General features: G+C 71.7%; 23 protein-coding genes. 13 read left to right on the forward strand and 10 right to left on the reverse strand.

Features of this window, described 5'->3' with window-relative positions; genetic code table 11:
- Positions 1–190 precede the first annotated feature (190 nt).
- Positions 191–997 carry an enoyl-CoA hydratase/isomerase family protein gene (locus tag ABEA34_RS02280; RefSeq protein ID WP_345518809.1) on the reverse strand — a complete coding sequence of 269 codons (807 nt, stop codon included), beginning with the start codon at positions 995–997 and terminating at the stop codon, positions 191–193.
- Between the two features lie 200 nt (positions 998–1197).
- Between ABEA34_RS02280 and ABEA34_RS02285 the strand changes: the two genes are divergently transcribed.
- The 7 genes from ABEA34_RS02285 (at position 1198) to ABEA34_RS02315 (ending at position 8875) form a co-directional block, all read left to right on the forward strand.
- On the forward strand, positions 1198–1356 hold the full coding sequence (locus tag ABEA34_RS02285) for a DUF5679 domain-containing protein (RefSeq protein ID WP_165356914.1): 159 nt from the start codon (positions 1198–1200) through the stop codon (positions 1354–1356).
- A gap of 149 nt (positions 1357–1505) precedes the next feature.
- Entirely contained in the window at positions 1506–2282 is a 777-nt protein-coding gene (locus ABEA34_RS02290; RefSeq protein ID WP_345518815.1) for a hypothetical protein, read from the forward strand.
- Between the two features lie 10 nt (positions 2283–2292).
- The gene (locus tag ABEA34_RS02295) at positions 2293–2937 is read left to right on the forward strand and encodes a TetR/AcrR family transcriptional regulator (RefSeq protein WP_345518817.1); all 645 of its coding nucleotides are present in this window, start codon (positions 2293–2295) and stop codon (positions 2935–2937) included.
- Between the two features lie 200 nt (positions 2938–3137).
- The gene (locus tag ABEA34_RS02300; RefSeq protein ID WP_345518819.1) at positions 3138–4487 is read left to right on the forward strand and encodes an ABC transporter substrate-binding protein; all 1350 of its coding nucleotides are present in this window, start codon (positions 3138–3140) and stop codon (positions 4485–4487) included.
- Positions 4488–4581: 94 nt separating this feature from the next.
- Positions 4582–5499 (forward strand): carbohydrate ABC transporter permease, encoded by a 918-nt coding sequence (locus tag ABEA34_RS02305; protein WP_345518821.1) that lies wholly within the window; start codon positions 4582–4584, stop codon positions 5497–5499.
- A complete protein-coding gene (locus ABEA34_RS02310; RefSeq protein WP_345518823.1) occupies positions 5496–6371 on the forward strand; it encodes a carbohydrate ABC transporter permease in 876 nt (291 codons plus the stop codon). The genes ABEA34_RS02305 and ABEA34_RS02310 overlap by 4 nt, the downstream gene beginning before the upstream one ends.
- A 53-nt stretch (positions 6372–6424) precedes the next feature.
- Positions 6425–8875 carry a beta-glucosidase family protein gene (locus ABEA34_RS02315; protein WP_345518825.1) on the forward strand — a complete coding sequence of 817 codons (2451 nt, stop codon included), beginning with the start codon at positions 6425–6427 and terminating at the stop codon, positions 8873–8875.
- 3 nt (positions 8876–8878) lie between these two features.
- Here the strand turns inward: ABEA34_RS02315 and ABEA34_RS02320 are convergent, their stop codons facing one another.
- The 6 genes from ABEA34_RS02320 to ABEA34_RS02345 all read right to left on the reverse strand — a co-directional run bounded on the left by ABEA34_RS02320 (position 8879) and on the right by ABEA34_RS02345 (position 12504).
- Positions 8879–9040 (reverse strand): hypothetical protein, encoded by a 162-nt coding sequence (locus tag ABEA34_RS02320; protein WP_345518827.1) that lies wholly within the window; start codon positions 9038–9040, stop codon positions 8879–8881.
- 112 nt (positions 9041–9152) lie between these two features.
- A complete protein-coding gene (locus ABEA34_RS02325; protein ID WP_345518829.1) occupies positions 9153–9359 on the reverse strand; it encodes a hypothetical protein in 207 nt (68 codons plus the stop codon).
- A 35-nt stretch (positions 9360–9394) separates the two neighbouring features.
- A complete protein-coding gene (locus ABEA34_RS02330) occupies positions 9395–9559 on the reverse strand; it encodes a hypothetical protein (protein WP_345518831.1) in 165 nt (54 codons plus the stop codon).
- 68 nt (positions 9560–9627) lie between these two features.
- A complete protein-coding gene (locus ABEA34_RS02335) occupies positions 9628–9966 on the reverse strand; it encodes a WhiB family transcriptional regulator (protein WP_345518833.1) in 339 nt (112 codons plus the stop codon).
- A 126-nt stretch (positions 9967–10092) separates the two neighbouring features.
- Positions 10093–10317 (reverse strand): hypothetical protein, encoded by a 225-nt coding sequence (locus tag ABEA34_RS02340; protein ID WP_345518835.1) that lies wholly within the window; start codon positions 10315–10317, stop codon positions 10093–10095.
- Between the two features lie 156 nt (positions 10318–10473).
- On the reverse strand, positions 10474–12504 hold the full coding sequence (locus ABEA34_RS02345; protein ID WP_345518837.1) for an ATP-dependent DNA helicase UvrD2: 2031 nt from the start codon (positions 12502–12504) through the stop codon (positions 10474–10476).
- A gap of 79 nt (positions 12505–12583) precedes the next feature.
- Between ABEA34_RS02345 and ABEA34_RS02350 the strand changes: the two genes are divergently transcribed.
- A complete protein-coding gene (locus ABEA34_RS02350) occupies positions 12584–12838 on the forward strand; it encodes a mycoredoxin (protein WP_345518839.1) in 255 nt (84 codons plus the stop codon).
- Between the two features lie 45 nt (positions 12839–12883).
- Here ABEA34_RS02350 and nudC read toward each other — a convergent pair whose 3' ends face one another.
- Positions 12884–13792: an NAD(+) diphosphatase gene (gene nudC, locus ABEA34_RS02355; protein WP_345518841.1), complete on the reverse strand. Its 909-nt coding sequence runs from the start codon at positions 13790–13792 to the stop codon at positions 12884–12886.
- Positions 13793–13816: 24 nt separating this feature from the next.
- Here nudC and deoD point away from each other — a divergent pair, with 24 nt between their 5' ends.
- Positions 13817–14533, forward strand: coding sequence for a purine-nucleoside phosphorylase (gene deoD, locus ABEA34_RS02360; RefSeq protein ID WP_345518843.1), 717 nt, complete (start codon positions 13817–13819; stop codon positions 14531–14533).
- Here the strand turns inward: deoD and ABEA34_RS02365 are convergent.
- Positions 14524–15174: a hypothetical protein gene (locus ABEA34_RS02365; protein WP_345518845.1), complete on the reverse strand. Its 651-nt coding sequence runs from the start codon at positions 15172–15174 to the stop codon at positions 14524–14526. The two genes, deoD and ABEA34_RS02365, sit on opposite strands and share 10 nt — an antisense overlap.
- Before the next feature lie 64 nt (positions 15175–15238).
- Here ABEA34_RS02365 and ABEA34_RS02370 point away from each other — a divergent pair, with 64 nt between their 5' ends.
- Genes ABEA34_RS02370 through add form a run of 4 tightly spaced genes read left to right on the forward strand, consistent with a single transcriptional unit; the run spans position 15239 to position 18979 of the window.
- Positions 15239–16294 carry an NAD(P)-binding domain-containing protein gene (locus tag ABEA34_RS02370; RefSeq protein ID WP_345518847.1) on the forward strand — a complete coding sequence of 352 codons (1056 nt, stop codon included), beginning with the start codon at positions 15239–15241 and terminating at the stop codon, positions 16292–16294.
- A 10-nt stretch (positions 16295–16304) separates the two neighbouring features.
- Positions 16305–16895 (forward strand): helix-turn-helix domain-containing protein, encoded by a 591-nt coding sequence (locus ABEA34_RS02375; RefSeq protein ID WP_345518849.1) that lies wholly within the window; start codon positions 16305–16307, stop codon positions 16893–16895.
- A gap of 57 nt (positions 16896–16952) precedes the next feature.
- Positions 16953–17993: an isopenicillin N synthase family dioxygenase gene (locus tag ABEA34_RS02380; protein WP_345518851.1), complete on the forward strand. Its 1041-nt coding sequence runs from the start codon at positions 16953–16955 to the stop codon at positions 17991–17993.
- A complete protein-coding gene (add, locus tag ABEA34_RS02385) occupies positions 17990–18979 on the forward strand; it encodes an adenosine deaminase (protein ID WP_345518853.1) in 990 nt (329 codons plus the stop codon). The genes ABEA34_RS02380 and add overlap by 4 nt, the downstream gene beginning before the upstream one ends.
- Here the strand turns inward: add and ABEA34_RS02390 are convergent.
- On the reverse strand, positions 18954–20822 hold the full coding sequence (locus tag ABEA34_RS02390) for a patatin-like phospholipase domain-containing protein (RefSeq protein ID WP_345518855.1): 1869 nt from the start codon (positions 20820–20822) through the stop codon (positions 18954–18956). The genes add and ABEA34_RS02390 overlap by 26 nt on opposite strands.
- Positions 20823–20875: the final 53 nt, after the last annotated feature.

Consider the following 20875-nt stretch of genomic DNA (forward strand, 5'->3'; position numbering starts at 1 on the left):
CACCGCTGCGGACGGTCATCCACAGGTTTATCCACAACGTTGTCCACAGGGTGGGGTGGCGCCACGTTGACCCGCGACGGTGCGGCTCCTAGCGTCGGGACCAGACGAGGCCTCCGGGTCGTCGACGGACGCTCGCAAGGGGAAGGCAAGCGTCCGGAAGACGGCTCGGGGGCCTCTTCTCCTCCCCGGGTCAGCTGCCGGTGAAGACCGGCGAGCGCTTCTCCCGGGCCGCCCGGATGCCCTCCTGCAGGTCGGCGGTCGCGAGCGTGATCGGCTGGGCCATCGCCTCCCACTGCAGGCAGGCCTCCACGTCGGCGTGGCCCCCGTCGCGCAGCGCCAGCTTGGTCAGCCTGCTCGCGATCGGCGCGGTGGCGGCGATCCCCTCGGCGGTCGTGAGCACGTCGTCGAGGAACGTCGCGCGCTCGTCGACCCGCGACACCAGCCCGAGGCGCAGCGCCTCGTCGGCGTCGACCACGCGGCCGGTGAGCAGCAGGTCGCGGGCGTGCGCCTCGCCGACCACGTTGGGCAGGAGGTACGTCGCCGCCATGCCCGGGTGCATGCCGAGCTTGACGAACGGCACGCCGAGCTTGGCGCCGGCCGCGGCGTACCGGAGGTCGCAGGCGAGCGCGAGGCAGAGCCCGGCGCCGATCGCGGCGCCGTTGACCGCCGCGATCGTCGGCACCTCGAGCCGGCGGATCGACAGCCAGGCCCGGTAGAACGCGATCATCCGGGTGCGCAGGTGGTCGACCGACGCGTCCGGCTCGCTCGCGATCCAGGACGTGTTGCCGCCCGAGCAGAACGCGGTCCCCTCGCCGGTCACCACGACCACCCGCACCGAGCGGTCCGCGGCCAGCTCGTCGACGGCTGCGACCCACGAGGAGGTCATCTCGTCGGACATCGCGTTGCGCTGGTCGGGGTTGTCGAGGGTGAGCAGCGCGACGCCGTCGCGGGGCCGCTCGAGACGCAGGTGGCTGAGGCTCAGGGAGTCAGAGGGCATGCGCTCACGGTACTCATCCGGCGCCGGGGGCGCCGTGAGCGAAATCGCGCTCCTCCACGGCGCGCCGTGGGCCTCCGGCACGCTCAGCCCCGCGTGTCGTAGGGTCTGAGACGGTCCAGCGGCACCTCGCAGGACTCCGACGGGCTTCCCCTTCCTCCCCGTCGCGACGACCGTGAATGAATACAAGCAAGGAGGCCGTCATGGCGGAGACCTGGAGCGGCGAGTTCTACTGCGTGAAGTGCAAGGAGAAGCGCGAGGCAGAGGGCGAGATTCGCGTCAACGACAAGGGCACGAAGATGGCCAAGGGCGTCTGCCCCGTCTGCGGCACCAACCTCAACCGCATCCTCGGCAAGGCCTGACGCACCAGCGCACAGCGCCCCACGTTCAACGGCGGCGCCGTCCCGGACCTCGGTCCGGGACGGCGCCGTCTGTCGTCTCGGCCGTCAGGTCCGGCGAACTCGCCTGTGGACAACCGACGGAGGCGTCTCCGAACGGGTAGGTGGGCGCCATGAGCCTCCTGCGCACCGGCCTCCACGTCGTACGCCGCGACGACCGTCATCTCCAGATCGGCCTGGACCCGCCGTGGCGGGCCGTGGTCCCCGACGAGCCCGACGTCCAGGCGGTCCTCGACGACCTGGTGGCCGGGCGCGCCCCGTCGCCCGCCACCGCCGCCGGGCACCGGGCGCTGCGCGAGCTGCATCGCGCGGACCTGCTCCGCCCCGAACCCGTGGCGCCGCCCGCTCGGACGGTGAGCATCGCCGGCGACGCACGCCCGGCCGCCGAGGCGGAACGCCTGCTCCGGGCCTCCGGGGTCGTCCCGGACACCGCTGACCGCGCGGACCTCGCTGTCGTGCTCGTCTCGGGTGAGCCCGCGCGCGACCTGGTCGACGACCACCTCCGGACCGGGCGCCCGCACCTGGTCGTCGGCGCCCACGCCCGCGGCTACCGGGTGGGGCCGTTCGTCGAGCCCGGGACCACGGCGTGCCTGCGGTGCGTCGACGCCCACCTCGCCGAGCGCGACCCGCGGCGGGGTGTGGTCGTCGAGCAGCTCGCCGGACGGACGGCGGCTCCCGACGACCTCGCGCTCGAGGCGCTGGCCGTCACCTGGGCCGTCCGGGATGCGCTGCGCTACCTGGCCGGCGCCGAGCCGTCCACCTGGTCGGCGACCGTCGACCTGGACCTCGAGCTCGACCCGGCCCGGCGTACGTGGTCCCGGCACCCGCACTGCGGGTGCGCCTGGGATGCGCTTCTCGCCCCAACTGACCGGGTGGTAAGTGCCGAGTAGGCTGCGCCGCATGACGACCTCCGGACCTCCGCGTCAGCGCGCACCCCGCGTGCCGGCCGAGCAGCGCCGCCAGGAGATCCTGGTGGCCGCCCACGAGGTGTTCGGCGGGCGCGGGTTCCACAAGGCCTCGCTCGGAGAGATCGCGGAGCGGGTGGGGATCACCCACCAGGGGATCCTCCACCACTTCGGCTCCAAGGAGCAGCTCTTCGTCGAGGTGCTCGCCTACCGGGAGCGCCTCGACGTCGAGGGCTTCGAGAACCACGAGCCACCGCGTGGTCCCGGCCTGCTGCGGCACCTCGTGCACACCGCGGTCGTCAACACCGGACGGATCGGGCTCGTGCAGTCCTACGTCGTCATGTCGGCCGAGTCGGTGACCGACGGCCACCCCGCCCAGTCGTCGTTCCGCGACCGGTTCGCCGTCCTCCGCCACCTGATCGCGGCCGCCCTGGCCGAGTGCGTACCCGCCGATCGGCAGCCGGCCGACGGCGAGGTCGCGAGGGCCGCATCCGCGATCATCGCCGTGATGGACGGCCTCCAGGTGCAGTGGCTGCTCGAGCCGGACGCGATCGAGATGCCCGCGACCGTGGCGCTGGTCATCGACTCCATCCTGGAGCGCTGGGGCAGCGACATCCGCTCCGTCGACGAGCTCGGCTGACCGGAGCGCTCGGATCGGATCGACCGGATAACTATTTGGTCTCCACTACTTACTTACCTGTCAGCAAGTGTGCTTAGATCGGCCGCGGCCACCTCCTGTGAGCCCCATCACAACTGTCACAGGCTCGGCCTGCACCCCTCGTGAATCCGCAATCTCGACATCGCGACCGGTCTCGTGGCCGGACGGGAAGGGACAGCCAGATGCGCACAGCTCGTAGGCGCCGCACGGGAGCGCTCGCCGCCCTCGTCTCGGCGGCACTGCTGCTCACCGCCGCGTGCGGCAGCAGCGACTCCGACGGGGACGGCTCCTCCGCCGCCGGCTCCTCGTGCAAGCCCGCCGGCAAGAAGGTGACCCTGACGTTCACGTCCTGGGTCCCGGGCATGCAGGACACGGTCGACCTCTGGAACAAGGACAACCCCGACATCCAGGTCGACTACAAGGAGGTCGTCGGCGGCAACCAGGGCACCTACCAGGCGTACTCGAACCAGATCAAGGCCGGGAAGACGCCCGACATCGGCATGATCGAGTTCGACAACCTGCCGTCGTTCCGCCTCCAGGACGGTCTCCAGAACGTCGGCGCCTGCGAGCCGGTGAAGGAGGCCGAGGGCAAGTACGTCGACTGGGCGATCTCGCAGGTCGGCTTCGGCGAGAAGGATGCGGTCTACGGCATCCCGATGGACATCGGCCCGATGGCGCTCTACTACCGCAAGGACCTCTTCGACCAAGCCGGCATCGCGGTCCCCACCACGTGGGACGAGTACTACGCCGCCGCTCAGAAGATCAAGGCCCAGGGCGCCACCATCGGCGACTTCCCGACCGACCAGCCCGCGTGGTTCACGTCACTCGCGTGGCAGAACGGTGCGAAGTGGTTCGGGGTCGACGACGACACCTGGACCGTCAGCCTCGACGACGACCCGACGAAGCAGGTCGCGGACTACTGGCAGAAGCTGATCGACGAGAAGCTCGTCGACACCATCCCGGGCCTCGGGGACCCGCAGTGGAAGGCCCTCGACTCCGGCAAGGAGTGGTCGATCATCGGGGCCGCCTGGACCACGAAGCTGCTCGAGAGCTCGGCACCCAAGACGGCCGGCAAGTGGGCCGTGGCTCCGATGCCGCAGTGGACCGCCGGCGACAACGCCGCCGGCAACTGGGGCGGCTCGACGGCCGTGGTCTTCAAGAGCTCGAAGTACCCCTACGAGGCCTCGAAGTTCGCGACGTGGGCGTTCAGCAACCTGGACGCGCTGACCCTCAACAACAAGAACGGCGGCCAGTACCCCGCCACCACCGAGGGCCAGGAGGACCTCCCGGCACTGACCGAGGGCCTGTCGTACTACGGCGACCAGAAGGTGTGGGAGGTGTTCGCGCAGGCGTCAGCCGGTGTCGACCCGAGCTTCCAGTGGGGTCCGACGATGACCGACACGTACGCCGCCCTCGCCGACGGCATCGGCAAGGCCGTCAACGGGCAGGGCACGCTCGACGAGGCCCTCACCTCCGCGCAGGACAAGACGGTCGAGACGATGAAGTCGCAGTCGCTCACCGTCGCGGACTGACCCGCGGCACCCACCGACGTGCGGCCGGCCGGCCGTCGACCTCTCCCGGCCGGCCGCACGCACACTGCTCGAGGACCTGGAGGACTTCCACCCGATGACGGCACTGCCCCCGACGACGACGGTCGTCCCCCCAGCCGCACCGTCCGGAGCCCGACGACACCGGCGGGCGGCGATCGGTTTCCTGGCGCCGTTCCTCGCCGCCTTCACGCTCTTCTACCTGGTGCCGATCGGGTACGCCGTCTACCAGTCGTTCTTCAAGGTCGAGCGGCAGGGCACCTTCGGGGTCGCCCACGACGTCTGGGGAGGCTTCAGCCAGTACGGCGAGGTCTTCAGCGACTCGGAGTTCTGGCACAGCCTCACCAACGTCGCGCAGTTCTTCCTGATCTCGGTGCCGCTGCAGCTCGGCCTCGCCTTGGTCTTCGCGCTGCTCCTGGACTCGCCGGTCCTGCGGGCGCACCGGTTCTTCCGGCTGGCGCTCTTCGCGCCGTACGCCGTCCCGGGCGTCATCGCGGCACTGATGTGGGGCTTCCTCTTCTCCCCCGGCACGACCCCGATCCCGTCGATCGCCGACCGCTTCGACCTGCTCGGGCCGGACCTGGTGATGTTCTCGATCGCGAGCGTCGTGAACTGGGTCTACACCGGCTACAACATGCTGATCATCTACTCGGCGCTGAAGGCCATCCCGTCCGAGGTGATCGAGGCGGCGACTGTCGACGGCGCGGGTCAGCTGCGCATCGCGTGGTCGATCAAGATCCCGCACGTCACACCGGCGTTGGTGCTGACCGGCGTCTTCTCGATCATCGGCACCCTGCAGCTCTTCAACGAGCCGCAGATCTTCCGCACGATCTCGAGCGCCGTCAGCAGCACGTACACGCCCAACATGGTCGTCTACTCGACCTCGAGCATCCCCAACTACCACCTGGCCGCGGCGTACTCCGTCGTCCTCGCCCTGATCACCTGCGCCCTGTCGTTCACCTTCCTCAAGGTCACCCAGCGGAGGGCGTTCCAGTGAAGAGCACGAGCACCATCGACCGGACCCGGTTGCGCGATCGCCCGGTGTCCGTGCTGGCCGCCACGCTCTTCATGCTCGCCTGCACGGCGTACTTCCTGCTGCCGCTGTGGTGGATGGTCGTCGCCTCCAGCACCACCCGCGGCGGCCTCACCGACACCAGTCTGTGGTTCCACGGGCAGTTCGAGCTGTGGACCAACATCAAGAACGTCGTCACCTACCAGGACCACATCTACGTCCGCTGGGTGCTGAACAGCATCGTGTACGCGACACTCGGCGCGACGATCGGCACGCTGTTCGCCGCGATGGCGGGCTACGGCCTGGCCAAGTACGTCTTCCCCGGCCGCGAGGTCGTCTTCAACGTCATCCTCGCCGGGGTCCTGGTGCCCGCGACGGCGCTCGCGCTGCCGCTCTTCCTGCTCTTCAGCAAGCTCGACCTGACCGACACCTTCTGGGCGGTGCTGCTGCCCAGCATCGTCTCGCCGTTCGGGGTCTACCTCGCCCGCATCTACGCCGCGGCGTCGGTGCCCGACGAGCTGCTCGAGTCGGCACGCCTGGACGGCGCCGGCGAGTTCCGGGCGTTCTTCACGATCTCGACGCGGCTGATGGCCCCGGCACTGGTGACGATCTTCCTCTTCCAGTTCGTCACGATCTGGAACAACTACCTGCTGCCGCTCGTGATGCTGCAGAACACCAAGCTCTACCCCGTCACCCTCGGGCTCGCGACCTGGAACAGCCAGAAGGCGATCGCCGGCAACCTCCAGCTGTACGTCGTGGTCGGCGCGCTCCTCTCGATCGTGCCGCTGATGATCGCGTTCCTGGCACTGCAGCGCTTCTGGCAGAGCGGCCTCGGTGAGGGCGGCGTGAAGTCGTAGTCGTCCCGTTCCCGCCCCCGTCCCACCCGATCCTCGACACCGGGAGATCCCCCATGTCCTCGTCCCTCTCCGCCCCCGACCTGGCGGCGCTCGTCGCCCGGCTGACCCTCGAGCAGAAGGTGCGGCTGCTGACCGGCGCCGACTTCTGGGCGCTCTACGACGAGCCCACCATCGGGCTGCGCCGGATCGTGACCTCCGACGGGCCGGCAGGCGTCCGCGGTGAGCTGTGGGACGAGCGCGACCCGTCGACCAACATCCCCTCACCCACAGCCATTGCCGCGAGCTGGGACCCGGAGCTGACCGCCACGCTCGGCCGGCTCCTCGCCCACGAGGCGCGTCGCAAGGGCGTCGACGTGGTCCTCGCGCCGACCGTCAACCTGCACCGCTCGCCCTACGGCGGCCGCCACTTCGAGTGCTTCAGCGAGGATCCGGTGCTCACCGGGTCGATCGGCGCCGCCCTGGTCGAGGGGCTGCAGTCCCAGGGCGTCGCCGCGACCGTCAAGCACTTCGTCGCCAACGACTCCGAGACCGACCGGCTGACGGTCGACGCCCGGGTCGACGAGCGCCCGCTGCGCGAGCTCTACCTGGCACCGTTCGAGACGATCGTGCGCGACGCCGGCGCCTGGTCGGTGATGGCGGCGTACAACACGGTCAACGGCCACTCGATGACCGAGAGCCCGATGCTGCGCGACGTCCTGCACGAGGAGTGGGGTTTCGACGGTGTCACCATGACGGACTGGTACGCCGGCCGCACGACCGAGCCGGCCGCGCGTGGCGGGCTGGACCTGGTCATGCCCGGACCGACCGGCCCGTGGCGCGAGGCCCTGGTGACCGCCGTGCGCGAGGGCCGGGTGGACGAGGACGCCGTCGACGCGAAGGTGCTGCGCCTGCTCCGGCTGGCCGCCCGCGTCGGCGCGCTCGCCGACGGCCCGGAACCTGCGCCGGTGACGCCGTGGACCGACGACGAGAGCGACGCGCTGGTGCAGCGCGCGGCTGCCGCCGGGTTCGTGCTGGTCCGCAACGCACCGGTCGGCGACGCTCCGGTGCTGCCCGCCGACCCCACGCGCCTGCGCCGGGTGGCGGTGATCGGGCCCAACGCCCGCGAGGCCCGGTTCCTGGGTGGTGGCAGCGCGCTGGTCTTTCCCCCAGCGACGGTCTCGCCGCTCGCGGGGCTGATCGCGGCGCTCGGGCCGGACGTCGAGGTGACCTACTGCCTGGGTGCCCGCGGCCACGAGCGAGTCTCGGCCGCTGATGCCGACCTGCTCACCACCCCCGACGGCGAGCGCGGGATCCGCGTCGAGTTCCGGGGGGCGGGCGGTGAGGTGCTCGGCGTCGACCGTCGCCTCGGCTCGGCCTTCAACTGGAACAACGCCTTCGAGGGCGTCGACCCGGCCTTGATCACCGAGATCGCGCTGGACACCGTGGTCACAGCCGACCAGACCGGCGAGTACCGGATCGGCGCCTCCGGGGTCGGGCGCTACCGGCTCCGGCTCGACGACCGGCCCGCGTTCGACGAGCTGCTCGAGCTGGCCCCGGGCGCCGACCCGGTGGAGGGCCTGATGCGTCCGCCCCAGGAGTGGGCGACCGTGCCCCTGACTGCCGGTCAGGCGATCCGGGTCTCGCTCGTGCACGTGGTCAAGGACCACACCGCCGACGAGGACCTGCTCGTCTCGATGCAGCTCGCCGTCGACTGCACGGTCGAGGACGACGACGCCTCGCTCGCTCACGCGGTCACCGACGCGGCCGCCGCCGATCTCGCGGTGGTCGTGGTCGGCACCAGCGAGGAGGTCGAGAGCGAGGGCTTCGACCGCACCAGCCTGGCGCTCCCGGGGCGCCAGGACGAGCTGGTGCACCGGGTCGCTGCGGTCCGCCCCGAGACCGTGGTCGTCGTCAACGCCGGCGCCCCGGTGCTGATGCCGTGGCGGGACGAGGTCGCCGCGACCCTGCTGGCGTGGTTCCCGGGCCAGGAGTTCGGCGGGGCCCTGGCCGACGTGCTCCTCGGTCAGGTCGAGCCAGGCGGCCGCCTCCCCACGACGTGGCCGGCCGCGGAGGACTCGGTCCTCCCGTCGACCACGCCTGTGAACGGGCGCCTCGACTACACCGAGGGTCTCCACCTCGGCTACCGGAGGTTCCTGCGCGACGGCGTCGAGCCGGCGTACTGGTTCGGTCACGGCCTGGGCTACACGACCTGGTCGTACGACGAGGTCGCGGTCGCCGGGGAAGAGGTCTCGGTGACGGTGACCAACACCGGCCCGCGCGCCGGACGCGAGCTGGTCCAGGTCTACCTCGCCCGCCCGGACAGCACGGTCGAGCGGCCGGTCCGGTGGCTGGCCGCGCACACCTGGGTCGAGGCCGAGCCCGGGACGAGCGCCACCGCGCGGGTCGTCGTACCGCAACGGGCCTTCGAGCACTGGGACGGCGGGTGGAACCGTGAGGCCGGGGCGTTCATCGTGGAGATCGGTCGCTCGGCTGCTGACATCGTGCTCCGCACGGAGATCGGCTGAGGCTCACCACCACTCGCTGTCGAGCTTGCCCTCCATGGCGCGCAGGTGGGCGCGGGAGCACTCGTCGCAGTAGTAGCGGGTGCGGCCGCGCTCGACCGCGGTCGTCCAGGTGAGCGTCTTCGCCTCGTCGCTCTCGACGCGTCCACAGAAGTCGCAGGTGGTCACGGGATCCAACGTACGCCTCCGGAGACGCCGAGAGCCGGCCCCGACGTCGTACGTCGAGACCGGCTCCCGGTCATCGGTCACCCGCGATCAGGGTGAGGTGGTGTCCTCTGGATCAGAGCGCGCGGGCGAGGGCCAGACGCGCCTGCTGTGCCGCCTGCTCGGCCTTGCGGCTGAGTCGACGAGCACGGGCCAGCTGGTAGCCCAGCTGGAGCTGGTGCGCCTCTCCCAGGCGCTCGGACATTTGCGCTCGGGCCAGATTTTCGTGGAGAAGATTCATCTCGGTGAGTCCGTTCGGGTTCGTGTTCGCGGTGGTGGTCATGGGAGTCATGTCGACTTTCTGGATCTGCGGCGTGCTCAGAGGGTGCGAGCGATGGCGAGTCGAGCCTGCTGAGCGACCTGCTCGGCCCGGCGGCCGGTGCTGATCACGCGGGCCAGACGGCGGCCCTGTCGGCAGTGCTGCGCCTCGTCGAGTCGCGTGCTCACCTGAGCGCGGACCAGGTCCGGGGTGCTGATGTTCATGTCGGTGTCCTTTGACGTCGTTGTCGGAAGGGGGTGCTGCGGTCACTTCTCGGGGACGCTGCCTCGGCTCAGGCGGCGACTTCGTTCTTGCGGGGGCGGCCGCGTGGACGCTTGCGCGGGATCACGACGCCCTGGAGGAAGAGCTGGCCTCCCCAGACGCCCCAGGGTTCGCGGCGTTCGAGGGCGCCGTCCAGGCACATCGACCGGACCGGGCAGTCCAGGCAGAGCTCCTTGGCGAACTCCACGTCGGTGGGCGACTCGGCGAACCAGAGCTCCGGGTTGTTGATCCGGCACGGGAGCAGCTCTTCGTCGACCCTGTTGGCCTCGTCGTGGAGCTGGCCCAGGGTGATCTCCTGGGGCAGGACCTCGGCAGTCCCATCGGTGCGGACGAGTTCACTGATGGTCATGTTGTCACCTCCTTCTTCTGACCTGATCGCTGTGGGTGTGCGGTGCTCGTGGTCTTCGGAAAAACAGAAAGGCCGCGAATCCCGGTGGGGGATTCGCGGCCTGGAGGTTGCCGAGGCTGTTGGGTGTCAACAGGTCGGTGGTCTCCAGACAGAGTTCCCCGGGAGGTAGGACTGGGTCAGGACCCGGTCCGCCTTGGCGGCTCCCTTGATGCCGGCGATGTCCGCCACTCGCTCACGCGAGACGGCGGTCGTCGTGCCATCGGTCATGCCAGCGCCGAAGGCGTGGCCGGACATGGGCATGCCAAAGCCGGACGGGATCTGAGCCGTCATCCAGAGCTTGTTGCTGTTCATCGAGGCCACCTCCTTCAGTGCTTTCGTGCGCCGGCCGTGCCAGGACCGTGGTGCGCGGGTTGGTAAGTGAGAGAAAACTATCGGCTCATACAGGTAAGGGGCAAATGATTTACTGCCCATTTCTCAAAAAGTTTCTGCCATCTCCTCGGACCGGGGTCAGCCGACCAGGGCGAGGACGTCCTCGCCGTACTTCTCGACCTTGGACCGGCCGATCCCGTTGATCTTCAGCAGGGCGTCGGGGGTCTGCGGCTTGTGCTCCGCGATGAGCTGCAGGGTTGCGTCGGTGAAGACCACGAACGCCGGCTTGCCCTCCTCGTCGGCGCGCTCCTTGCGCCAGGTGCGCAGCTGCTCGAAGAGCGCCTCGTCGTACGACGCCGGGCAGTCCGCGCAGCGTCCGAGCTTCTTCTCGGCGCCGGTGGACAGTGGGCGGCCGCACTCGCGGCAGCTGGCGACCTTGCGGCTGCGCGGCTGGTCCGCGGTGGCCCTGACCGCGTCGGGCAGCAGCGGGTCCAGGAAGCGCGAGGGCTTGCGCGAGCCGCGCCCGCCCGGGTTGCGCGCGAGCGACCACGAGAGCGAGAGATCGACGCGGGCGCGGGTCATGCCGACGTAGAGCAGCCGGCGCTCCTCCTCGATCGCCGCCGGGGTCTCGGCGTACGTGATCGGGAGGGTGCCGTCCTGGAGGCCGCACAGGAAGACCGAGTCCCACTCCAGGCCCTTGGCCGCGTGGAAGGTGGCGAGGGTGACCCCGTCGGCGACCGGTGCGTGCTGCTCAGAGGCTCGGCGGTCGAGGTCGTCGACGAACGCGTTGAGGTCGGCGCCGGGCGTGGAGGCAAACTCCGTCGCCTGGTGCACCAGCGCCTGCCAGGACTCCCACCGGTCGCGGGTCTGGCCGCGACCGGTCGGCGGCTCGGGGGTCCACCCCATCCCGCCGAGGATCCCGGTCACCGACGCGACGACGCCGTCCTCGGCGCCCTCCCCGGAGCGGGCGGCGCCGCGGAGCCGGGTGACCGCCTCGCGCACCTCCGGCCGGTCGAAGAAGCGGGCGGCGCCGCGGACGACGTACGGGACGCCGCGGGCGGAGAGCGCCTCCTCGAAGGACTCCGACTGGGCGTTGATCCGGAACAGGACGGCGACCTCGGCGAGCGAGCGGCCGCCGTCGCGGAGCCGGGCGATCTGGGCCGCGACCGCGTCGGCCTCCGCCACCTCGTCCGGCCGCGCGGTGTAGGTGACCGACGGACCCGACGGGCGCTGCGCACGCAGGTCGACGCCGCGGCTGTCCGACCCGGCCAGGAGCGTGTTGGCCGCGTCGACCACCTCGGGCGTCGAGCGGTAGTTGCGGACCAGCTCGATCGAGGCGGCGCCGGGGAACTCGGTGCGGAAGTCGCGCAGGTAGCGGGCGTCGGCGCCGGCGAAGGAGTAGATCGTCTGGGCCGGGTCGCCGACGACGCACAGCTCGTCGCGGCCGCCGAGCCACAGCTTGAGCAGCGCCCACTGGAGCGGCGAGACGTCCTGGAACTCGTCGACGACGAACCACTTGTACTGGCGGCGTACCTGGGCGGCGACCCGCTCGTCCTCGTCGAGGAGCCCGGCGGTGAGCAGGAGGACGTCCTCCATGTCCATCCGGCCCTGGCCGCGCTTGACGTCCTCGTACGCCGCGAACACCCGCGCCACGGTGTCGTGGTCCTGGCCGGAGACCGACCGGCCGCGGGCGCGGGCGACCTTGGCGTAGTCGTCGGGGCGGACGTTGCTGACCTTGGACCACTCGATCTCGGAGGCGAGGTCGCGGAGCAGTGCCTGGTCGGCGTTGAGCCGCTGGCGGCGGGCAGCGGACGCGAGCAGGCCGATCTTGGACTCGATCAGGGTGGGCAGCTCGGTGCCCTGGACGCGCGGCCAGAAGTAGCGGAGCTGGCGCAGCGCGGCGGAGTGGAACGTCCGCGCCTGGACCGAGCCCGCCCCCAGCTCACGCAGGCGTCCCCGCATCTCGCCGGCCGCCCGGGTGGTGAAGGTGACCGCCAGCACCTCGGTGGGTGCGTAGACGCCGGTGGCGACACCGTGGGCGATCCGGTGGGTGATCGCGCGGGTCTTGCCGGTCCCGGCGCCCGCGAGGACCCGGACCGGGCCGCGGAGCGCCTCGGCGACCTGGCGCTGCTCGGGATCGAGGGCGGAGAGCAGGTCGGGGGCGGGCATCCGGGGAACAACTCCTGCGTCACGATGGTTGGATCAGGCGGACGAACCACACCCTAGACGTCGGAGGCGACAGTCCCAGATGAGCAGCTCCTTCACCATGTACACCACCCCCTGGTGCGGCTACTGCCACCGGCTGAAGAGCCAGCTCGACCGTGAGGGCATCCCCTTCGACATCGTCGACATCGAGCAGGACCCGAGCGCAACGCAGATCGTCGAGTCGGCCAACAACGGCAACCAGACGGTCCCCACGCTGGTCTACTCCGACGGCACCGCCCAGACGAACCCGTCGCTGGTCCAGGTCAAGGCGAAGCTCGCGGAGCTGGCGAGCGCGTGAGCTGACGCGGGTTTCACCGGCTGACCGCCGAAACCCGCAGCGCTGCTACCAGGCGCCGGGGAGCGGGCCGCCGTACCAGTGCTCGACGAGTGAGCGGCTGATCGAGACGCCGCCGGGGAGCACCAGCGTGCCCGCCTCGGCGAGCGTCTTCATCTCGGTGCGGGTGAACCAGCGGGCTTCCTCGATCTCGTGCTCGTCGACCGTGATGTCGGTCGACACGGCCCGGCCGATCATGCCGAGCATCAGGCTCGCGGGCAGCGGCCAGGGCTGGTTGCCGAAGTACTCCACCTCGCCGACCTCGACGCCGACCTCCTCGGCCACCTCACGGCGTACGGCGTCCTCGAGCGTCTCGCCGGGCTCGCAGAAGCCGGCGAGCGTCGAGAAGCGGCCCTCAGGCCAGACCGCCTGGCGGCCGAGGAGGCAGCGCTCGTCCTCGGAGCCGGGCTCGCCGTGGGTGACGACCATGATCACGGCCGGGTCGGTACGCGGGAACTGGGTGTGCCCGTTGGCGCAGGTCAGCTCGTGGCCCGACTTCGCCGGGGCGAGCGGCTCGCCGCAGCGCGGGCAGTAGCGGGTGACGAAGAGCCACTCGGCCAGGCCGAGCGCGTGGAAGACCAGCGGCGCGCCGGCCATCGCGTCGTCGGCCAGAGAGGGCAGCAGCCCGCGCAGCGGGGTCCACTCCCCCTGGGCGGCCTTCGAGATCCCGGCGTCCACGATGACGGCGAACCAGGCCCGCCCGTCGTGCTCGCCGAGCAGCACCCGCAGCCCGTCCGGCGCCTCGGCCGGCGCGACCCAGTCGATGGCCCCGTCGACGGGCTTGATCCGGGTCCCGGAGACCACGAGGACGCGGGTCTCGGGGTCGGCCCAGCGGTCCTGCAGCCAGGCGTCGTCCGCGCGGTGCACGGCCGTCCGGTCGTGCGGGTTGGCCGACAGCTGCTCGTGCGGGTACGTCACGATCCCAACGCTAGTCTCCTCCCAGTGAGCACCCACATCGGAGCCCAGGCCGGCGACATCGCACCCCTCGTCCTCATGCCCGGCGACCCCTTGCGCGCGAAGTGGATCGCGGAGACGTTCCTCGAGGACGCCCGCTGCTACACCGAGGTCCGCGGGATGTACGGCTTCACCGGCACGTGGCAGGGCCAGCGCGTGTCGGTCCAGGGCTCCGGCATGGGCCAGCCGTCGCTCGCGATCTACGCCCACGAGCTGATGGCGGAGTACGACGTGCAGTCGATCATCCGAGTCGGCTCCTGCGGCGCGATGACCGAGCGGGTCGCCGTACGCGACATCGTGATCGCGTCGGGCGCCTGCACCGACTCGTCGATGAACCGGATCCGCTTCGAGGGCCTCGACTACGCGCCGGTCGCCGACTTCGGGCTGCTGCGGGCGGCGTACGACGCCGCGACCGCACAGGACCTCGACGAGGCCGTGCACGTCGGGCTGATCTACAGCAGCGACTCGTTCTACCCAGCGCGACCCGAGCTGTCCGCGCGGATGGTGGAGTACGGCGTGCTCGCGGTCGAGATGGAGGCCAGCGCGCTCTACACCCTGGCCGCCCGGCACGGCCGCCGCGCGCTGGCGATCTGCACGGTGTCCGACCACCTCGTCACCGGCGAGGAGACGACCTCGCAGGAGCGCGAGCAGACCTTCGGCGCGATGATCGAGATCGCGCTGACGGCGGGGCTGGCTCAGGCCTGAGTCCGGTCCTCCTCGGCGAGGCGCTCGGCCTCGGCGACCGTGTGCTGCACGGCCGCGTCCAGGCCCTGCCGGGCGCGCTCGAGCTCGGCGTACTGCCGGGCGCGGACCTCGTCGTTGAGCCACGTGGCGAAGGCCCGGGTGTCGACGGCGAGGTTCGGCGGCAGCTGCAGGATGCCGAAGCGGCGGCGGCGGGGTCTCCGGGCGAGCAGGCGCATGAACGGGGAGCGCGACCGGACCCAGGCGTCGTAGGAGTCGGGGCTCATCGTGAGCGCGACCCACCGGTTGTACTTCAGCGTGTAGGCGGTCGCGCCGTACAGGTCGGCCCAGGCGATGCGCATGAAGCCGTGCCGCACCGTCAGACCCTCCGCGTCGACGAGCACCTGCGGCGAGCGCCACGAGCCGACGCGCAGGACCTGCTGGACGGTCAGGACCAGCATCGGCACCGCGACGAGCGCGAGGAGCGCACCGCAGACGATGCCGGAGACCCCGCCGCTCACCAGCAACCCGGCGGCCAGGGCGGTCATGGCGACCCCGACGACCAGGTAGACGACGCTGCGGCCGCGGCTGACGTCGACGCAGACCCGACCCGAGCTGCGCAGCTCGACGTTCCACGCCACCGCCTGCGGATCCGTCGACACCATGACGGGGTTGTTCCGCCGGCAGCGGTCCCGGAAACACCCGGGCGGCTGCCGGTGTTCACCCCTCGTGGAGACGTACGACGCGGTGGTGATCGGGGCCGGGCAGGCCGGGCTGTCGGCGTCGTACCACCTCCAGCGCCGCGGGATCCCGCACGTCGTGCTCGACGCCGACGAGTCGCCGGGGGGCGCGTGGCGGCACCGGTGGGACTCCCTGACCATGGACGACGTGCACGGCATCGCGGCACTGCCGGACGCCGACGCCCCCGGCACACCGGACGGCCGGGCCAACCAGGTCGTGCCGGCGTACTTCTCCGACTACGAGCGCGCCCACGACCTGCCGGTGCTGCGGCCGGTCCGCGTCGACCGGGTGGAGGAGCGGGGCGACCTGTTGGTCGTGCACGCGGGCGACCGCAGCTGGACCACGCGCACCCTCGTCAACGCGACCGGGACCTGGACCCAGCCGCACCTGCCGTACTACCCCGGAGCCGCGGACTTCCGCGGCGAGCAGCTGCACACGGTCTCCTACCCGGGTCCCGAGCACTTCGCCGGCAAGCGGGTCGTGGTCGTCGGCGGCGGCGCCTCCGCGGTCCAGCTGCTCGGCGAGATCGCGCCGGTCGCGGCCGACACCCTGTGGGTCACCCGGCGCGAGCCGGTCTGGCGCACCGACGACTTCAACCCCGACGCCGGCCGTGCGGCCGTGGCGCTGGTCGAGGAGCGGGTACGCCGCGGCCTGCCACCCGCCAGCGTGGTCAGCGTGACCGGGCTGGCGTTGCGCGAGCAGGAACGCGCGGCTTCGCTGCTCGGCGCCTACGAGCGGCACCCGATGTTCAGCCGGATCGAGCCCGACGGCGTACGACTCCCCGACGGCGAGGTGTGGCCCGCCGACGTGATCCTCTGGGCCACCGGCTTCCGGCCCGCGGTCAACCACCTCGCTCCCCTGCACCTCCGCTCCGAGCACGGCGGCATCCAGCTCGACGGCACCACGGCGGTGGCCGACCCGCGGGTGCAGCTGGTCGGCTACGGCCCGTCGGCCAGCACCATCGGCGCCAACCGCGCCGGGCGGGTGGCCGCCCGTGGGGTCGCCGCCTGGTTGGCCCGGCGCGACACGGAGGATGTCGCCTAGGGTTCGGCGCGTGACGACTCCCGCCAACGAGGGCCAGGACGAGGCGGCGATCGCGGTCGCGCTCGGCCGGTCGATCGCCGCGGCCCGTGCCGCCCGCCAGCTCTCGATGCGCGCGGTCGCCACGCAGGCCGGCATCAGCCAGCCCTTCCTGAGCCAGATCGAGAACGGCCGCACGATGCCGTCGCTGCTCACCCTCTACCGGATCGCGACCGCGCTCGGCCTGTCACCGGCCGAGCTGATGCCGGCCGAGCCCGAGTCCGAGCCGGTCCACCTCGTACGCCGCGGCGAGGGCCCGGTCGTCCGGGTCTCCGAGGCACCCAACGCCGGGTCGGGGCGCCTCGTCACGGCGGCCGGCGCACGGACGGTGATCAGCGAGTACCGCGTCACCCCCGACCAGGACCTCGGCGACTGGTTCCGCTCCGACGGCGAGCTGGTCGTGTACGTCGCGGACGGACGGATCGCGGTCACCATCGACGGCCGCGGCGAGTGGGAGCTCGACGCCGGCGACACGATCACCTACTCCGGCGACCAGCCGAACGTGTGGAGGGTGCTCGGCCCGGGCCCGGCGACGATCCTGCTGGTCTACTCACCGGACCTGTAACAGCGTCGTCATCTGATTGTTGCCAGCAATCAGATGATTGCTCATTACTATCGGCGCATGGCCGCACCCTTCGTCGTACCGACCGTCGACCTCAGCCCGTACGTCCAGGACCACGGGCCCGCCGAGCGGGCCGTGGTCGCGGCCGACCTGGCCCGCGCCTGCCGCGAGGTCGGCTTCATCCAGGTCGTCGGGCACGGCGTCCCGACCGCGGTGACCGACGGGCTGGCCGCGGCGATGGACGACTTCTTCGCGCAGGACCTGGCGGCCAAGAAGCGGTGGGTGCGCCCCGCCGCCGAGAACCGAGGCTACAGCCCACCGAAGAGCGAGTCCCTCAGCTACACGCTCGGCGTCGACCCGGTCACCCGGATGAACGACTTCTTCGAGGCCTACAACGTCGGGGCGTCGGACGATGACTACCCCGGCTTCACCGCGACCAGCGACGACTACGCCGCCAACACCTGGCCGGACACCGCCGACTTCGAGCCGCGGGTCACGGCGTACTTCGCCGAGGCGCGGCGGGTCGCGCACGTGCTGCAGGACGCGTTCGCTGACGCGCTCGGCACCGACCGGGAGCGCTTCGCGGCCGTCTCCGACCACGCCATCAACGTGCTGCGGATGAACAACTACGCGCTCCCGCCCGGCGAGATCGACCTCGGCGCCGACCTGACCGGGATGGGCGAGCACACCGACTTCGGCTTCGTCACCGTGCTCTGGGCCGACCAGGTCGCGGGCCTCCAGGTGCTCGGCCAGGACGGGACCTGGCACGACGTGATGCCGGCCGACGGCGCCCTGCTCGTCAACCTCGGCGACATCGCCGCCCGGGTCACCAACGACGAGTGGATGTCCACCCTGCACCGCGTGAAGCCGCCGGTCGTCGACGGCACCATCAGGCGCCGGCGGTCGGCCGCGTTCTTCCACGACTGGAACGCCGACGCGCTGATCGAGACCCTGCCCGCCGCGCTCGAGCGCGGCGAGGCGTTCTACGAGCCGGTCACGGTCTCCGAGCACGTCGCCGCCAAGCTGCGCGGCTCGCGGGCCGGCGTCAAGAACCCGAGTGCCGCGCGCGAGCAGGCCCGCGTCGAGGCGGTGCTCGGATGACCGACTGGTCCGCCGTCCCCAAGGCCGAGATCCACCTGCACCTCGAGGGCGCGCTGGAGTCGGAGCTGCTCGTCGAGCTCGCCCAGCGCAACGGCGTGCCTCTCCCGAGCTACGACCCGGCCGTGCTCGACGCGCGCTACCGCTTCGGCGACCTGCAGGACTTCCTCGACGTCTACTTCGTCAACCTCGCGGTGATGCGCACCGAGCAGGACTTCCACGACCTTGCCGCGCTCTACCTGCGCCGCGCCCGCGAGGCGGGGGTCGTGCGCGCCGAGTCGTTCTTCAACCCGATGGTGCACGTGCGGGCCGGCGTACCGCTCGAGGCCGTCATGCACGGGTACGCCGGCGCGTTCGCCGACGCCCGGCGCGACGGCCTGTCCTGCGCGCTCGTGCTCGACTTCACCCGCGACCTGGGCGCCGAGGCCGCCGACGAGATGCTCACGGCGGTCGCGCCGTACCGCGACCTGATCATCGGCGTCGGGCTGGACTCGACCGAGATCGGCTATCCGCCGTCCCTCTTCCGCGACGTCTTCGCGCGGGCGGCGGCCAACGGCCTGCACCGGACCTGCCACGCCGGTGAGGAGGGCGACGCGGAGTACGTGCGGCAGGCGCTGGACGACCTCGGCGTCGAGCGGGTCGACCACGGGCTGCGGGCGATGGAGGACCCGGAGCTGGTCCGGCGCCTCGCGGACGAGCAGATCGCGGTCAACGTGTGCCCGCTGTCCAACGTCGCCCTGCGCGCCGTCGACCGGATGGAGGTGCATCCGGTGTTCGCGATGCTCGAGGCCGGCATCCGCGTCACGGTCTCGAGCGACGACCCGGCGTACTTCGGCGGCCAGGTCGACGCCAACTTCGCCGCCCTCGAGCAGGTCGGCGCCACGGAGGAGCAGCTCGCCGCAATCGTGGCCAACTCCTTCGCCGCCGCCTGGGTCGACGATGCCGAGCGCGCCGAGCTCGAGGTCAGGTCCGCGGCACCCGCCGGATGACGCCCTCCGGGTTGGGGACGCCGGTGAGGTCGGCGAGCGTCTCCGAGTCGGCGGCGGCGACCACGGCGGCGGCGCGGTCGAGCGCCTCGGTGAGCTCGTCGGCGAGCGCCCGGGTGGCGGTGCGGTTGAAGGGGTACGACGGCGGCGGGTCCGGCTCGATGCCGAGCGCCGCCCGGCCCCGCGCGTACGAGCCCAGGAACGCCGGCATGCAGGCGAGCAGCGCGCGGTAGCGCACCCACCGGTGGTTGTCCCAGCCGGTCGCGTGCGGCGGCTGGTAGTGGTCGGTGCCGAACTGCTCGACCATTGCGTCGGCGGCGGCTCGCCCCCGGGCGCCGAGGTCGTCGATGACGCCCTGCTCCATGTCGAGGTTGAGGCCACCCTCGCGGTCGGTCTGGAAGACCTTGACGATCCGGTCGCGGTAGCCGGGGAACTGCAGGTGCGAGGAGTCGCTCCAGTTGCGAGCCGTGTCGAAGGCCAGGCCGGCGAAGCCGGTCAGCGCACCGAGCCCCGAGGCCGGGAGACCGGAGTACGTCGCCGGGATGACGTCGTTGGTGCGCGCGTACTCGACGTTGTGGCGCTGGTCGGCGTCCGGCGCGCGGCCGTCGGGGAACGAGCCCAGGTTGATCGCGAACGTCGGCCGCGTCGGCAGCGCACCGTCGAAGAAGTGCACGGGGAAGTTGCTGCACAGCCCGCCGTCGGAGAACCACAGCTCCCGAAACGTCGCCGAGCCGTCGGGCGGCGTCGTGTCCGCCCGCAGCGCGTCCCGCACCGCAGCCATCGCCGTCCGCGTGTCCTCCGCAGCGAAGTCGACGTCCCACATCGGGACGGCCGAGATGAGGACCGGGAAGCTCAGCGAGAGCCGGGTGGCGACGATGACCGGCAGCGACCGCGCGGGCGGCAGCCTGCGCAGGCCGCGCCGGGACGCGACGAGGTCGAGCCACCCGGTCTCGCTGGTCACCGCGTCGAGGTCGGCGGGCACCGGGTCGCTCCCGGCCCGCAGCGCCGCCATCACGGGCGGCGGGAAGAGCGTCGCCCAGACCTCCTCGTCGTAGAAGAAGGTCCGCGCGTCCATCGGCAGCTCGTACGGGCGGCCGAAGCTCAGGCACGTCGTGATCATCCGGAGGTCGATGTCCGGGTCTGCCGTGATCGGCGTGCCGAACCCGGCGACCGGCCGGGCCGCCTCGCCGGTCCACAGGTCACCGAAGAGCAGCGGGCGCTGCTCGCCCGTGAGCCCCGCCGCTTCGTCGATCGCGTCGCCGAGCCACTCGGTGAAGCCGGGCCTGCCGTCGGCGCCGAGGCCGCGGCAGATCCCGAAGAGGTTGGCCGGCAGGTCGACCGTGGCGATCCGGTAGAGGCGGAGGCCGACCGCGAGCGCCCAGCCGATCGGGATCAGCACGACCCCGACGGCCGCGAGGACGACGCCGGCGACGCCACCGGACAGGACTCCGATCACGAGAGCCGCGATCCCCGGCAGCACCCCCAGCACGGAGGCCACGGGGAACGCCGCGACGGCGGCCAGGAGCACCCCGCCCGTGCCCGAGCGCAGGGAGGCGAAGAGCAGTCGCAGCAGCCCCGCCGTACGCCGCTGCGGGTGGAACAGCTCGCCGAGCGCGCCTTCGCCCAGCGAGTCCGGCAGCTCGGCCAAGCGGGCGAAGCCGCCGGTCTCGCGGCCGAACTCCGCCGCCGCCCCGACGGCCGCGCCGATCGCGCCCGCCGAGGTGCCCCCCAGCCCGCGGAAGCGGTAGCTCTCCGCCAGCCGCACCAGCGCCGCGGGATAGATCACCCCCGACGTGATGCCGCCCTTCATCACCAGGTCGCACTGCTGCAGGTCGCGCTGCTCCACGTTGCCTCCGAGATCGTGATGCTCGGCCCCAGTCTGGCGCAGGCAGGCGTCGT

Source organism: Nocardioides conyzicola, assembly GCF_039543825.1.
Taxonomy (GTDB): domain Bacteria; phylum Actinomycetota; class Actinomycetes; order Propionibacteriales; family Nocardioidaceae; genus Nocardioides; species Nocardioides conyzicola.

What these genes read in the sequence shown, in the direction of transcription:
- ABEA34_RS02305 (WP_345518821.1), top strand. Translation starts at nt 4,582, where the DNA reads ATGACGGCACTGCCCCCGACGACGACGGTCGTCCCCCCAGCCGCACCG.
- ABEA34_RS02340 (WP_345518835.1), bottom strand. Translation starts at nt 10,317, where the DNA reads ATGAACAGCAACAAGCTCTGGATGACGGCTCAGATCCCGTCCGGCTTT.
- ABEA34_RS02350 (WP_345518839.1), top strand. Translation starts at nt 12,584, where the DNA reads ATGAGCAGCTCCTTCACCATGTACACCACCCCCTGGTGCGGCTACTGC.
- ABEA34_RS02330 (WP_345518831.1), bottom strand. Translation starts at nt 9,559, where the DNA reads ATGAACATCAGCACCCCGGACCTGGTCCGCGCTCAGGTGAGCACGCGA.
- ABEA34_RS02380 (WP_345518851.1), top strand. Translation starts at nt 16,953, where the DNA reads ATGGCCGCACCCTTCGTCGTACCGACCGTCGACCTCAGCCCGTACGTC.
- ABEA34_RS02345 (WP_345518837.1), bottom strand. Translation starts at nt 12,504, where the DNA reads ATGCCCGCCCCCGACCTGCTCTCCGCCCTCGATCCCGAGCAGCGCCAG.
- ABEA34_RS02290 (WP_345518815.1), top strand. Translation starts at nt 1,506, where the DNA reads ATGAGCCTCCTGCGCACCGGCCTCCACGTCGTACGCCGCGACGACCGT.
- ABEA34_RS02295 (WP_345518817.1), top strand. Translation starts at nt 2,293, where the DNA reads ATGACGACCTCCGGACCTCCGCGTCAGCGCGCACCCCGCGTGCCGGCC.
- ABEA34_RS02285 (WP_165356914.1), top strand. Translation starts at nt 1,198, where the DNA reads ATGGCGGAGACCTGGAGCGGCGAGTTCTACTGCGTGAAGTGCAAGGAG.
- ABEA34_RS02300 (WP_345518819.1), top strand. Translation starts at nt 3,138, where the DNA reads ATGCGCACAGCTCGTAGGCGCCGCACGGGAGCGCTCGCCGCCCTCGTC.
- ABEA34_RS02365 (WP_345518845.1), bottom strand. Translation starts at nt 15,174, where the DNA reads ATGGTGTCGACGGATCCGCAGGCGGTGGCGTGGAACGTCGAGCTGCGC.
- add (WP_345518853.1), top strand. Translation starts at nt 17,990, where the DNA reads ATGACCGACTGGTCCGCCGTCCCCAAGGCCGAGATCCACCTGCACCTC.
- ABEA34_RS02315 (WP_345518825.1), top strand. Translation starts at nt 6,425, where the DNA reads ATGTCCTCGTCCCTCTCCGCCCCCGACCTGGCGGCGCTCGTCGCCCGG.
- ABEA34_RS02325 (WP_345518829.1), bottom strand. Translation starts at nt 9,359, where the DNA reads ATGACCACCACCGCGAACACGAACCCGAACGGACTCACCGAGATGAAT.
- ABEA34_RS02280 (WP_345518809.1), bottom strand. Translation starts at nt 997, where the DNA reads ATGCCCTCTGACTCCCTGAGCCTCAGCCACCTGCGTCTCGAGCGGCCC.
- ABEA34_RS02335 (WP_345518833.1), bottom strand. Translation starts at nt 9,966, where the DNA reads ATGACCATCAGTGAACTCGTCCGCACCGATGGGACTGCCGAGGTCCTG.